Origin of the sequence: Bradyrhizobium sacchari, assembly GCF_002068095.1 — a bacterium.
GTDB lineage: Bacteria > Pseudomonadota > Alphaproteobacteria > Rhizobiales > Xanthobacteraceae > Bradyrhizobium > Bradyrhizobium sacchari.
The window spans coordinates 187,318-199,380 of record NZ_LWIG01000014.1 but is presented as its reverse complement, the minus strand read 5'-3'; the positions used below and the strand labels follow the sequence as shown (position 1 = coordinate 199,380).

The following is a 12,063-nucleotide window of genomic DNA, read 5'->3' as shown; positions in this document are numbered from 1 at the left end:
CCGCCGTTCCTGCGGCATGGCGAAACCGCCAGCGAGCTCACCGACCAGGATCTCCAGGATGGGTTCCGGCTGACCGGCCTGTTCCTGCTGCGCCACGTGCTGGAGCCGCGCGGGCAGGGCCATTCCGATGCGCGGGCCGGCTTCATCAATGCGCTGATACGGCAGCAGGCGAGGGCGGCGATTTCGGGCCCATGAGGAAGCCGCGCGTCTGCCCTGCCGGAAGGCATGGAGTTCCCCGGAACGAAACCGGCCGGGTGGAGTTCGGGGCTGGGTTCCACACCGGGGACAGCCCAAATGTTGTTCAGAGGATTTGCGCTCTCGGCGGCGCTGTTTGCTTTTGCGCCGGACGCAATGGCTGGCGAGCCGCAGCCCGGCCTGTTCCGTCGCGCCTCATGCACGGTCGTGCGGTATTACGTGGCGAAGTACTCCGCTGCGGCCGCAGAGACATGGGCGCGCGCCCACGGCGCGACGGAGGCCGAGATCGAGACGGCCCGCCGCTGCCTGATCAACAACCCGGCGCCGGCAAAGACCGAGACAGTGACCGCCGGTTGGGCCGGGCAGTAAACAGCCGGCAAGGAACCGGTTGATCCTTGCTGATTGTCGCCATGGGTGGACCGGGCGGCACGGAACAACGTCGCCAGTCCCGCTCGTCGCTTCATCTCTCGGAGAGGACGGAGTCGGCTTGGGCGCGTCCATCGTCCAAGAGAGGGAATGATGTGACGCCCAGGGTTTGTGAGGGACGCTCCCCGAACATCATCGAATAATATTGCGAGAAGCGCCCGAGCTCGTAGAAGCCCTGCTGCATCGCGACCGCCGCCACGGTGGTCGAACCCGGCCTGCTCTCTCGCAAGATGGAGTGAATGGTGCACAGGCGCTTGTGGCGCAGGAAGGTGACCGGGCCGAGCCCGAACACCTCTTGAAAGGCGCGATGCAGAGTGCGTCGGGACACCGTGAACGCGGCGCATATTTCCGAAACATGCACCGGGCGCGTGCCGGCTTGGTCGAGATATTCCTCGACCCTGCGGATCAGCCGCCTTGCCGAGGGGAGTCGGCCGGTGTCATCGGGCGGCAGCGACGACACGACGTTGGCAGCCATGCATTCGACGATCGATCGTTTCCAGAAATCGGCCGTCGCCGGCGTCAGGCCGTCCCTGTGGGCGCCCAGATGGGACATGATGCGGACCAGGCGACGCGAGGCCATTGCGCCGGTCGCGAGATCCGCGCGGAAGTGACCGCGCCTGCGCCATGTGTCGGGATCGCTGAGACGGGCCTCTCCGCCGAACAGCGAAGACACCTGATCGAGATCGAAGCGCATGGCGGCGTATGCGGATGCGCCGTGAAACACGCCGTCATGCTCGAGCAGCGGCGGAATCACGAGCACGTCGTTGAGCTGCATGTCGAAGGACCAATGGGCAACGCGCCGCTCGGCCGCCAGCAGCATCCCGATGATGAGTTTGTCGTCGCTGGAAATGCGCTGCGTACGCATTCCGATGTTGAAGGTGCCGATGCTGAACGAGAAATCGCCGATGCCGATATGGGACAGCGTCCCGCGTAGCCGCCCGCGTCCGAGCTGCATGACGTCGACGTGAGAGCCGTGCACGGCCTGGTGGAGACCCTCGAAACCGTCGAGCTTCCGCGAATCAACCAGAAGAGACTGCACCATGGTTGTACACTTGTCTTGAAGCGCGACATTTGTGCGGCGGACGACAAACGAAATACCACTACAACGCGAGGAGGTGCCGTGAATTGAGTTCGCGTTTTAAGACGAATGATCGTCGAATTCGACGCGATAAATTCGGCGATGAGGCTGGGAATTGAGTGGATCTGAGACGCTGCATCGCTCGATCCCAGCCGTGGCCGCGGCTACTGGCACAATCTGCACATCACACGCGCCTGATCTTCGGATAGCATTTGCAACCTAAGAGATATGAGTCGAAAGCGCGCTGCGGATCGCGGCGCTGAAGGGGCAGTGTGCTGCTTCGTGCTCGGAAGATGGGCACGCAAGAATGGGAGAGATGTTGACGCAACTCGCGATCGGCATCTCCGGCCCTCAGCGCCAGGAGGAGGGGACCAGACAATGCGCCGTGCCATCTGCCGTCATCGGCGGCTGCCGAAGTCCGCATCTTAGCGCCTGTGGGCTACGCGTATTGGAGCTTCCACCATGCTGCGGGCCGATCTGGATCACTGCGAGTGGTTGCCGGATGACGTAAAGACCGGCGAGATGGTCTACATTCCCGGCGGCACCTTCCGTATGGGATCCGACCACCACTATCCCGAGGAAGCGCCGAGCCATCGTGTCGGCCTCGACGGCTTCTGGATCGACCGCACCCCGGTGACCAACCGACAGTTTGAACAGTTCGTCAGCGCCACTGGACATGTGACGGAGGCGCAGCTCGTCCCTGATCCCAAGGATTATCCGGGCGCGCTCAGAGAGATGATCTATGCGGGCTCGCTGGTGTTCTCGCCGCTGCCGCGCATCACGGATCTTGCCGATTGGAGTCAGTGGTGGACCTTCATGCGCGGCGCAAATTGGCGCCACCCCTATGGCCCCGGCAGCGATATCAAAGGACTGGACGACCACCCGGTCGTCCACGTCTCCTACAATGACGCGATGGCCTATGCGCGCTGGGCGGGCAAAGACCTGCCGACGGAAGCGGAGTGGGAATTCGCCGCGCGCGGTGGCCTCGACGGCGAGGAGTTCGCCTGGGGTGATGCGCTGATGCCGGGCGGCAGGCACATGGCCAACATCTGGCAGGGAAACTTTCCTGTCCAGAACCTCGGCGAGGATGGGTTCGAGCGTACCTCGCCGGTCATGGCCTTTCCGCCGAACGGCTACGGCCTCCACGACATGATCGGCAATGTCTGGGAGTGGACCTCGGATTGGTGGTCGTCGCGGCATCAGGCTGACGTGGCGAAGCCGTGCTGCATTCCCAACAATCCCCGCGGCGGCCGCGAGGAGGCCAGCTACGACCCGCGCCTGCCGGACATCAGGATTCCGCGAAAGGTGCTGAAGGGCGGCTCGCATCTCTGCGCGCCGAACTATTGCCGCCGGTATCGCCCCGCCGCGCGGCACGCCGAGCCGATCGATACCTCGACCTGCCATGTCGGATTCAGGTGCGTGCTGCGATCACCGCTTGGTCGATCGCTGGCGCCTGCTGCTTGAACCATCCTCGAACGCCGCCAAACTCTCGTCCGGCAACAAGCCCTGTGGATAAGTCACGCCGAGGCCATGACGCAGGCCAGGGGGCGCATGTCGCTGCCCAGCCTGCTATATATCCGCCCGAATCGCGCCCCAGCCGGGGAGAATTGGCCGGGTTTTTGGGAAATTGCCCGAGGCCCGACCGGAAGTCTTTGAAAGTAAAGGCCTAATGGGCAAACGAATTGTTCCGCCGGAAGAGCCGGCCGAAATCCATGAGGTTCCGCTGCGGGAAGCGCTGGAAGAGCGCTATCTCGCCTATGCGCTGTCCACCATCATGCACCGCGCGCTGCCGGATGCGCGTGACGGCCTGAAACCGGTGCACCGGCGCATCCTCTACGGCATGCGCCTGCTCAGGCTCGATCCCGGCACGGCGTTCAAGAAGTCCGCCAAGATCGTCGGCGACGTGATGGGCTCGTTCCATCCGCACGGCGACCAGGCGATCTACGACGCCATGGTGCGCCTCGCGCAGGATTTCTCCTCGCGCTATCCGCTGGTCGACGGCCAGGGCAATTTCGGCAACATCGACGGCGATAATCCGGCCGCCTACCGCTACACCGAAGCGCGCATGACCGACGTCGCGCGGCTTCTCCTCGAAGGCATCGACGAGGACGGCGTCGAATTCCGCGCCAATTACGACGGCCAATCGAAAGAGCCGGTCGTGCTGCCCGGCGGCTTTCCGAACCTGCTCGCCAACGGCGCGCAAGGCATCGCGGTCGGAATGGCGACCTCGATCCCGCCGCACAATGCCGCCGAGCTCTGCGATGCGGCGCTGCATCTGATCGAGAAGCCCGACGCGAAATCCAAGGCGCTGCTCAAGTGGGTCAAGGGCCCGGATTTCCCGACCGGCGGCATCTGCGTCGATTCCAAGCAGGCCATCGCTGAAGCCTACACCACGGGCCGCGGCTCGTTCCGCGTGCGCGCCCGCTGGGAGCAGGAAGAGGGCGCACGCGGCACCTGGGTCGTCGTCGTCACCGAGATTCCCTTCCTGGTGCAGAAGTCGCGCCTGATCGAGAGGGTCGCAGAGCTGCTTGACCAGAAGAAGCTGCCGCTGGTCGGCGACATCAGGGACGAGTCGGCCGAAGACGTCCGCATCGTCATCGAGCCGAAGTCGAAGAACGTCGATCCCGCCCTGATGATGGAATCGCTGTTCCGGCTGACCGAGCTCGAGAACAAGATTCCGCTGAACCTGAACGTTCTGATCAAGGGCCGCGTTCCCAAGGTGGTCGGCCTTGCCGAAGCCCTGCGCGAATGGCTGGACCATCTGCGCGACGTCCTGATCCGCCGCAGCAATCATCGCAAGGGCCAGATCGAGCACCGCCTCGAGATTCTCGGCGGTTTCCTGATCGCCTATCTGAACATCGACAAGGTGATCAAGATCATCCGCACCGAGGATGAGCCCAAGCCCGAGCTGATGAAGGCGTTCAAGCTCACCGAGGTGCAGGCGGAAGCCATCCTCAACATGCGCCTGCGCTCCTTGCGCAAGCTCGAGGAAATGGAGATCCGCACCGAGGACAAGAACCTCCGCGCCGAGCTCAAGGACATCAACGCGGTGCTCGCCTCGGAGGCCGAGCAATGGAAGAAGGTCGGCGAGCAGGTCGGCAAGGTCCGCGACATGTTTGGACCGAAGACGCCGCTCGGCAAGCGCCGCACCACCTTCGCCGACGCGCCCGAGCACGACCTCGCCGCGATCGAGGAGGCTTTCGTCGAGCGTGAGCCGGTGACCGTCGTCGTCTCCGACAAGGGCTGGATCCGCACCATGAAAGGGCATGTCGAGGATCTCTCGGGCCTCGCCTTCAAGCAGGACGACAAGCTCGGCTTCGCCTTCTTCGCCGAGACGACCTCGAAGCTGCTGCTGTTTGCCACCAACGGCAAGTTCTACTCGCTCGACGTCGCAAAGCTGCCGGGCGGCCGCGGTCACGGCGAGCCGATCCGCCTGTTCATCGACCTCGAGCAGGAGGCGGCGCCCGTCGCGCTGTTCGTCAACAAGGGCGGGCGCAAGTTCCTGGTCGCGAGCCACGAGGGCCAGGGCTTCGTCGTCAACGAGGACGATTGCGTCGGCACCACCAAGAAGGGCAAGCAGGTCCTCAACGTCGACATGCCGAACGAGGCGCGCGCGATCACCGAGGTGCTCGGCGACACCGTCGCGGTCATCGGCGAGAACCGCAAGATGCTGGTCTTCCCGCTCGACCAGGTGCCGGAAATGGCCCGCGGCCGCGGCGTGCGCCTGCAGAAGTACAAGGATGGCGGCCTTTCGGATGTCGCCGTGTTCGACGCCAAGGCCGGCCTGACTTGGAAGGACTCGGCGGGGCGCGAATTCTCCGCGACCATGAAGGAGCTCGCGGAGTGGCAAGGCACCCGCGCCGACGCCGGCCGCCTGCCGCCGAAGGGTTTCCCGAAGTCGAACAAGTTCGGCAAGGTGATCGGGTAGGGGCGTTTGTGTCCCGGACGCGCTGCAACGCCCTTCGCGTTGCTGCGCAGAGCAGGGACCCACGTCGCACGGAGTGCTCGGCGACATGGGCCCCGGCTCAGCAGCGCACCGCTCCGCGCTGCGCCGCGTCCGGGACACGAGAGTGTGGGCGCGCACCTATCTCCCCACGTCATTGCGAGCGCAGCGAAGCAATCCAGAATCCCACCGCGGAAAGACTCTGGATTGCTTCGCTGCGCTCGCAATGACGGGAGTAGCAGCTTCGCTTCTCCCATCTGCATCCCGTATCCCGCCAGCGCGTGGCAGATAGCCACGAGCGCATACGTTGCACCGTCGTGCGGGCACGAACATTGCTTTTTCCTGGCGACTGCAAACGGCTGGTCAAAAGGCAAATAACCCCCAATGTTCAAATTGAAGGCTTTCATTCCGGCGCTGTTCGGGCTCGCGCTGGCGGCGCCAGCGCATGCGGCAGGCAATCTGGTCGCTGTGCTCGAGGCGGAGATCGTCACGCTCGATCCGCATTTCTCCACAGCCTATATTTCGCGCACGTTCGGCTACATGGTGTTCGACACGCTGTTCGCGAAGGATGCCAAGGGCGACATCAAGCCGCAAATGGTCCAGGACTGGAAAGTCTCGGCTGATGGCCTGACCTACAGTTTCACGTTGCGCGACGGTCTGAAGTGGCATGACGGCCAGCCGGTCACGGCGGCCGACTGCGTGGCATCGCTCCGCCGGTGGGGCACCCGCAGCGCGCTCGGCCGCCGCATCTTTGCGATCACGGCCTCGCTCGAGCCGACCGACGCCAAGTCCTTCGTGCTGACGCTGAAGGAGCCGTCCGGGCTCGTCATCGACGCGCTCGGCAATCCCGTCAGCCCCGTCGCTTTCATGATGCCGGAGCGGATCGCGAAAACGCCCGGCGACCAGCGCATCACCGAGATCATCGGCTCCGGGCCGTTCGTCTACAGCAAGGCCGATCACCGCACCGGTGACCGCATGATCCTGAAGAAATTCATCGACTATGTGCCGCGTTCCGAGCCCGCCGACTTCCTCGCGGGCGGCAAGCGCGTCAACGTCGATACGCTGGAGATCCGCGTCATTCCCGATGGCGCGACCGCGGCGTCCGCGCTCCAAGCCGGCGAAGTCGATTTCATGCAATATGCGCCGTTCGATCTGTTGCCGCAGCTGGAGAAGAACTCACGCGTAAAACTTGTCAATTTCACTGGCGGCAACATGTTCGCGGGCGCCTATCGCCTCAACGCCGCATCGAAGCCGTTCGATGATCCCGAGATCCGCCGCGTGCTGTGGAAGCTGGTCGACCAGCGCGAGGTGCTGGATGCGCTCGGCCTGGACGCCAAATACGCCACGCCCTGCGCGACCTATTTCACCTGCGGCACCACCTATGAGAGCAAGGCCGGCACCGAGGCTGCCGCAAAGCCGTCGATCGAAGCGGCGAAGGCTGCGCTGAAGGCGACCAAATATGCCGGCGAACCGGTCGTCGTCATGGAGGCCAACGATCTCGAAGCCCCGCGCCTCTCGGCACAGGTGCTGGCCGAGCGGCTGAAGGCTGCGGGTTTCAACGTCGATCTTCAGGTGATGGACTGGGCGAGCGTGCTGGCGCGCCGCGCCAAGAAGGAGGGCTGGAGCGTCTATGGCGTTCACGCCGGCGGCTTCGACCTCGGCTCGCCGCTGACCAACGTCATGGTCGCCTTCAACTGTGCCGACTTCACCGGCTGGCAATGCGATGCGCGCATCACCCCTCTGCTGGAAGCCTTCGCCAAGGCGCCGGCCGAGGAGGACCGCAAGAAGATCGCGGGCGAGATACAGAGTGTGATGTACGATCAGGCGCCTGCGATCCCGTGGGGCCAGTTCGCGCAGCCGGCGGCCTATCGCGCGACTTTACGGGGTCTGATACCGTCAGCCATCCCCGTGTTCTGGAACGTTGAGAAGTAACGCGATGTACGATGTCATTGTTGTAGGCGGCGGCTCCGCCGGCGCCGCTGTGGCCGCAAGGCTCTCCGAGGATTCCGCACGCCGCGTGCTGCTGTTGGAGGCCGGTCTCGACTGGCGTGCCGATGAAGCGCCCTGGGAGGTGCGGACGCCGAACCCGATCCCGATCATCCACAAGCGCGAGTACCAGGAGAAATGGCAGTGGCCTGATCTGCTGACACGCCGCGTGGCGGGGCAGGAGCCGCGCTTTTACTGGCGCGGCAAGGGGCTCGGCGGCTCATCGATGATGAATGGCCAGATCGCCATCCGCGGCGTTGCCGACGCGTTCGACGAATGGGCGGCCAATGGCTGCACCGGCTGGTCGGCGAAAGAGGTGATGCCGCTATTCTCGGTGATCGAGGATGATCTGGAATTCGGCAACAACGAGGGCCACGGCCGCGGCGGGCCGCTGCCGGTCTATCGCGCGCCGCCCGAGACGTGGGGACCGATCGATCGCGGCTTGCGCGATGCGGCGCTGGCGAGCGGCTATCCCTGGTGCGCAGACCTCAACGGCCCCGATGGCGAGGGCGTCGCCTGCTATCCCATCAACAGCCGCGACAGCCGCCGCATCACCACCAATGAGGGCTATCTCGAACCCGCGCGCGGTCGCGCCAATCTCGAGATCCGCGGGCATGTGCTGGTCGATCGCGTGCTGATCAGCGACGGACGGGCGACCGGCGTCCGCGTCCATGTCGCGGGGCAGGGCACCCAGGAGATCAGCGCGCGCCAGATCGTGCTCAGCGCCGGCGCGATCCACAGTCCGGCGATCCTGCTGCGCTCGGGCATCGGCCCGGCCGAGGAGCTCAAGGCGATGGGGATCGCGGTCGAGCGCGACCTGCCGGTCGGCCGCCACTTCTTCGACCACCCACTGTTTCGCGCCACGATCCAGCTTCACGAACATCTGCGGCCGACCGATCCGGACACCCGCCACACCAATTGCTGCGTGACCTACTCCTCGGGTCTCGCCGATGGCGGCAAGCGCGACATGATCCTGATCGCCTTCAACCATCGCGGCATCGGCATGCCCGGAGCGATCGGCGCCGGGCTGTTCAACGCCTATTCGCGTGGAACGCTCAAATTGGCCACGACCGATCCCGCAATCGATCCCGTCGTCGAGGAGAACATGCTGGCCGATCCCCGCGACATGCTGCGGATGATAGATGCGGTGAAACGCCTTGCCGTCATCACCTCGCAGCCGGCGCTGTCAGGCATCGCCGACTGGATCAGGCTGACCGACACCGACCTGACGCTGCCGCAGGCAGCGAGCCTGCCCGATCACGAGCTCGATGCGCTGCTGCGGCGAGAGACCGGCGACATCCAGCACGCCGCCGGCAGCTGCCGCATGAGCGGCGTCGATGACCCCGACGGCGTGGTCAATCCCGATGGCACCGTGAAGGGGATCAGCGGACTGCGCGTCGCCGACGCCTCGATCATGCCGTCCGACTGCCGGGCCAACACCCATTTCACCACGGTGGTGATTGGGGAGGCGATCGCGCGGATGATGATGCGGTAGAGCCTACTGCGGCGAGCTCGCACATCTCGTCGTCCAGGGTGGGGATGACGGTATGGCGCCTCGCGGCTACCTCCGCGTCATTGCGAGTTGAGCGAAGCAATCCAGAATCCTTCCGCGGAGACAGTCTGGATTGCTTCCGCTCGCAATGACGGAGCAAGCGGTGAGGCGATCGCTCTCAACTTCCGACGGTGCCAACCAGGCGAGGGCGGTTGCGGTCTGCGCGCGAGGTCTCGGCCGACTGGGCGCGCAGCCATTCGCGGAAGCTGACGATCTCAGGGCAATCCGCGGTGCCTTCGGGCGCGATCAGCCAATCGCCCAAGCCTGATCCCTGATTGACCCGGTCGCAGCGATAACCGGGATGGTGACCGAGCCCGCGAGCGATCAGCAGATCGACCTTGCCCTCGACCAGCTCGTGCAGGCCGGCGGGCTGCAGCACCCGCAAACCGATGTCCGCACGCGCGTTGCGAAATTCCGCCAAAGCGAGCCGGCGCAGGTCGAAGGCGCCGTGGATCCCCAACTGCAGCATCACCGTCCCGGCCGGCTTCAATTGCGCGGTCGCGTCCGCAATGTGGCGAAAGCCTTCGGAGATTCCGGGCAGATAGGCCTGACCGGCCGCGGTCAGGATCAATTGCTTGTGCAGCCGCTCGAACAGCTGCACGCCGAGGCGCGCCTCCAGCGCCTTCACCTGCTGCCCGACGGCGGCGGGCGTCACGTGCAGCTCGTGCGCGGCGAGCTTGAAGCTGAGATGCCGCGCGGCGGCCTCGAAAGCGCGGAGCGCGTTGAGTGGTGGAAGGGCGTAGGTCATCGCGCCTCAGTTTGACACCGATCGCCTGCGGCCTTGCAATAGATTTTCTTGCGCTGAACCGCAGGAATGATGCTTTGCGCCGCGGCGATGTTGCCGAGTACGGTCAGTCCGCAATCTGGAGGACTTCATGCCCCGCCGACTGGATGATCTCGTCATCTGCGTCCGCGATCTCGAGCAGGCTGCGCTGGACTGGCAGGCGCTCGGCTTCAAGCTCACGCCGACCGGTGTGCACCCGTTTGGAACCAGCAACCGCCTCGCGCAGTTCGCCGACAATTTTGTGGAGCTGCTGACCGTCACCGACGATGCGTTGGTGCCAGCAAGCGCACCCGGCCATTTCAGCTTCGCGGCCCACAACCGGGATTTTCTGATGCGGTCCGAAGGCATGTCGATGCTGGTCTTGCACAGCACCGATGCCCATGCCGATGCAGCGCGCTTCAGGGCCGATGGCATCGGTGCCTACGCGCCGTTCGACTTTGGCCGCGATGCGGTGCTGCCTGATGGAGGCACGGCGCGCGTTGGATTTTCCCTCGCCTTTGCGACCGATCCCGCCATGCCCGGAATCGCGTTCTTCACCTGCCAGCAGCGTCACCCGCCGGAACTGTTCTGGAAGCCGGAGTATCAGCGGCACGCCAACGGCGCCGCGCGCGTGATCGAGGTCGTGATGTCGGCGGAGGAGCCGGCGGCGCATCGCGATTTTCTGGAGCGCCTCATGGAAGGGCCGGCCGCGCTTGCGCCTGGCCGACTGACGGTCGGCGAGAGCGATAACCGGGTCACGTTGCTCGACCCGTCCGAGCTGGCGCGCCGTTTGCCGGGCCTCGCCAGCAGCTCGTCACCGCGCTTTTGCGCTGCGCGCCTCGCAGTCGCCGATCTCGATGCGACGCGACGGACATTGGAGAGCAACGGCGTCGGCTTCGCGATGACTGGGGGCGTGCTGCTGATCCCACCCGTCGCCACGCATGGTCTGGCGCTGGAATTCGTCGAGCAGGAGGCAAGCTGAGATGGCCCACATCGTCAGCCACAATCCCGCAGCGGTCCATCCACCAGCCGGCGGCTACAGCATGGGCGTTGAGCTCAGTCAGCATCGCCGCCTGGTGTTCATCAGCGGGCAGGTGCCCGAGGCATCCGACGGAGCCGTGCCTGGCGGGTTCGAGGCACAGTGCGAGCAGGCATGGCGTAACGTCATCGAGGTGCTCGCCGCTGCCGGTCTCGGCGTCGAGCACCTGGTCAAAGTCACGACTTTCCTGACTGAGCGGACTCAAGTCATGCCCAACCGCATCATTCGCGGCAAGGTGCTTGGCGAGCACCGGCCCGCTCTGACGGTCGTGGTCGTCGAGACCGTCGACAGCAAATGGCTGCTGGAGATCGAGGCGATCGCCGCGGAATGAAACCAAGCCAATCCCGTCAGGTATCCGATGACTGAGACCATCCATCCGTTCTACGAGGCGCATCGCGGTGCCATGGAGGCCGCCATGCGCATTCGCCTCGATCTTGCCGAGGCGATGTTGCGGGAGCGTGCGCATCTGTCCGATATCGACGGGATCAGGCAGGAGGTGATGGACGAATTCGACATCGTGCTCACCCAGATGCCCTATGTTGGCGGCGCGGACAGTCGCATGAGCGATTTCTTCATGCGCCTGATCGGATTCATGGCCATCAGCCGGGTGCTCCGGCAACATGCCGTGCCTGTGCCCGTGATCGGCGAGATCGAGCGGGAAACCTACAAGGCGCAATTACTCACCGTATCGGAAGAAGAACGTCTCGCCGCGGGACGACAGTTCATGTCGCCTGAGAACCTGGCTCTGCTGCGCGAGCAGGCTGTACTGAGCTCGACGAGCAGCCATCAGGATGCCTTTCCGGAAGACTTCGTCTACGATTTCGTCGAGCCCGGCCCAGGTGACAATTTCGAATTCGGTATCAACTACAGAGCTTGCGGCTTCTGCAAATTCGCGGCGCGTCATGGCGACAAGGACATTCTGCCGAACATCTGTGGGCTTGATTTCGACGCCTACGCAACGCGGGGCATCCGCCTGGAGAGGACACAGACTCTCGCCGGCGGCGCGAGCCACTGCAATTTCCGGTTCTCGCGGCTGTCTTAACGGAACGGGGCTTGTAACTTAAACGGATGAGGCACCCAA

The 12,063-nt window shown here is 64.6% G+C and carries 10 protein-coding genes and 1 pseudogene; 9 read left to right on the top strand and 2 right to left on the bottom strand.

Annotated elements, in window-relative coordinates; genetic code table 11:
* Both A5906_RS44715 and A5906_RS19745 read left to right on the top strand, forming a co-directional pair.
* Positions 1-195, top strand: a pseudogene (locus tag A5906_RS44715) (DNA repair protein RecO); the annotation flags it as partial.
* 99 nt (positions 196-294) lie between these two features.
* On the top strand, positions 295-564 hold the full coding sequence (locus A5906_RS19745) for a hypothetical protein (RefSeq protein ID WP_080137031.1): 270 nt from the start codon (positions 295-297) through the stop codon (positions 562-564).
* 91 nt (positions 565-655) lie between these two features.
* On the opposite strand, the gene A5906_RS19740 is transcribed toward A5906_RS19745, so the two are convergent.
* The gene (locus A5906_RS19740; RefSeq protein ID WP_080137030.1) at positions 656-1,663 is read right to left on the bottom strand and encodes a helix-turn-helix domain-containing protein; all 1,008 of its coding nucleotides are present in this window, start codon (positions 1,661-1,663) and stop codon (positions 656-658) included.
* A gap of 498 nt (positions 1,664-2,161) precedes the next feature.
* Between A5906_RS19740 and A5906_RS19735 the strand changes: the two genes are divergently transcribed.
* The 4 genes from A5906_RS19735 to A5906_RS19715 all read left to right on the top strand — a co-directional run bounded on the left by A5906_RS19735 (position 2,162) and on the right by A5906_RS19715 (position 9,123).
* The gene (locus A5906_RS19735; RefSeq protein WP_080137029.1) at positions 2,162-3,163 is read left to right on the top strand and encodes a formylglycine-generating enzyme family protein; all 1,002 of its coding nucleotides are present in this window, start codon (positions 2,162-2,164) and stop codon (positions 3,161-3,163) included.
* A 205-nt stretch (positions 3,164-3,368) separates the two neighbouring features.
* The gene (parC, locus tag A5906_RS19730; RefSeq protein WP_080137028.1) at positions 3,369-5,627 is read left to right on the top strand and encodes a DNA topoisomerase IV subunit A; all 2,259 of its coding nucleotides are present in this window, start codon (positions 3,369-3,371) and stop codon (positions 5,625-5,627) included.
* 399 nt (positions 5,628-6,026) lie between these two features.
* Positions 6,027-7,574 carry an ABC transporter substrate-binding protein gene (locus A5906_RS19720; protein ID WP_080137026.1) on the top strand — a complete coding sequence of 516 codons (1,548 nt, stop codon included), beginning with the start codon at positions 6,027-6,029 and terminating at the stop codon, positions 7,572-7,574.
* Between the two features lie 4 nt (positions 7,575-7,578).
* Complete coding sequence (locus A5906_RS19715) at positions 7,579-9,123, top strand: GMC family oxidoreductase (RefSeq protein WP_080137025.1); 1,545 nt, start codon at positions 7,579-7,581, stop codon at positions 9,121-9,123.
* A 175-nt stretch (positions 9,124-9,298) separates the two neighbouring features.
* Here the strand turns inward: A5906_RS19715 and A5906_RS19710 are convergent, their stop codons facing one another.
* On the bottom strand, positions 9,299-9,928 hold the full coding sequence (locus A5906_RS19710) for a LysR family transcriptional regulator (protein ID WP_080137024.1): 630 nt from the start codon (positions 9,926-9,928) through the stop codon (positions 9,299-9,301).
* 127 nt (positions 9,929-10,055) lie between these two features.
* Between A5906_RS19710 and A5906_RS19705 the strand changes: the two genes are divergently transcribed.
* The 3 genes from A5906_RS19705 to A5906_RS19695 are packed head-to-tail and all read left to right on the top strand — an operon-like array spanning position 10,056 to position 12,024.
* Positions 10,056-10,925 (top strand): VOC family protein, encoded by an 870-nt coding sequence (locus A5906_RS19705; RefSeq protein WP_080137023.1) that lies wholly within the window; start codon positions 10,056-10,058, stop codon positions 10,923-10,925.
* A gap of 1 nt (position 10,926) precedes the next feature.
* Positions 10,927-11,313, top strand: a complete 387-nt coding sequence (locus tag A5906_RS19700) for a RidA family protein (protein ID WP_080137022.1) — start codon at positions 10,927-10,929, stop codon at positions 11,311-11,313.
* Positions 11,314-11,340: 27 nt separating this feature from the next.
* A complete protein-coding gene (locus tag A5906_RS19695) occupies positions 11,341-12,024 on the top strand; it encodes an L-2-amino-thiazoline-4-carboxylic acid hydrolase (RefSeq protein ID WP_080137021.1) in 684 nt (227 codons plus the stop codon).
* Positions 12,025-12,063 lie beyond the last annotated feature (39 nt).

Bases quoted from the DNA above. Each gene is read 5' to 3' on its own strand.
- A5906_RS19710 (WP_080137024.1), bottom strand. From the start codon at position 9,928: ATGACCTACGCCCTTCCACCACTCAACGCGCTCCGCGCTTTCGAGGCC.
- A5906_RS19740 (WP_080137030.1), bottom strand. From the start codon at position 1,663: ATGGTGCAGTCTCTTCTGGTTGATTCGCGGAAGCTCGACGGTTTCGAG.
- A5906_RS19700 (WP_080137022.1), top strand. From the start codon at position 10,927: ATGGCCCACATCGTCAGCCACAATCCCGCAGCGGTCCATCCACCAGCC.
- A5906_RS19735 (WP_080137029.1), top strand. From the start codon at position 2,162: ATGCTGCGGGCCGATCTGGATCACTGCGAGTGGTTGCCGGATGACGTA.
- A5906_RS19715 (WP_080137025.1), top strand. From the start codon at position 7,579: ATGTACGATGTCATTGTTGTAGGCGGCGGCTCCGCCGGCGCCGCTGTG.
- parC (WP_080137028.1), top strand. From the start codon at position 3,369: ATGGGCAAACGAATTGTTCCGCCGGAAGAGCCGGCCGAAATCCATGAG.
- A5906_RS19695 (WP_080137021.1), top strand. From the start codon at position 11,341: ATGACTGAGACCATCCATCCGTTCTACGAGGCGCATCGCGGTGCCATG.
- A5906_RS19720 (WP_080137026.1), top strand. From the start codon at position 6,027: ATGTTCAAATTGAAGGCTTTCATTCCGGCGCTGTTCGGGCTCGCGCTG.
- A5906_RS19745 (WP_080137031.1), top strand. From the start codon at position 295: ATGTTGTTCAGAGGATTTGCGCTCTCGGCGGCGCTGTTTGCTTTTGCG.
- A5906_RS19705 (WP_080137023.1), top strand. From the start codon at position 10,056: ATGCCCCGCCGACTGGATGATCTCGTCATCTGCGTCCGCGATCTCGAG.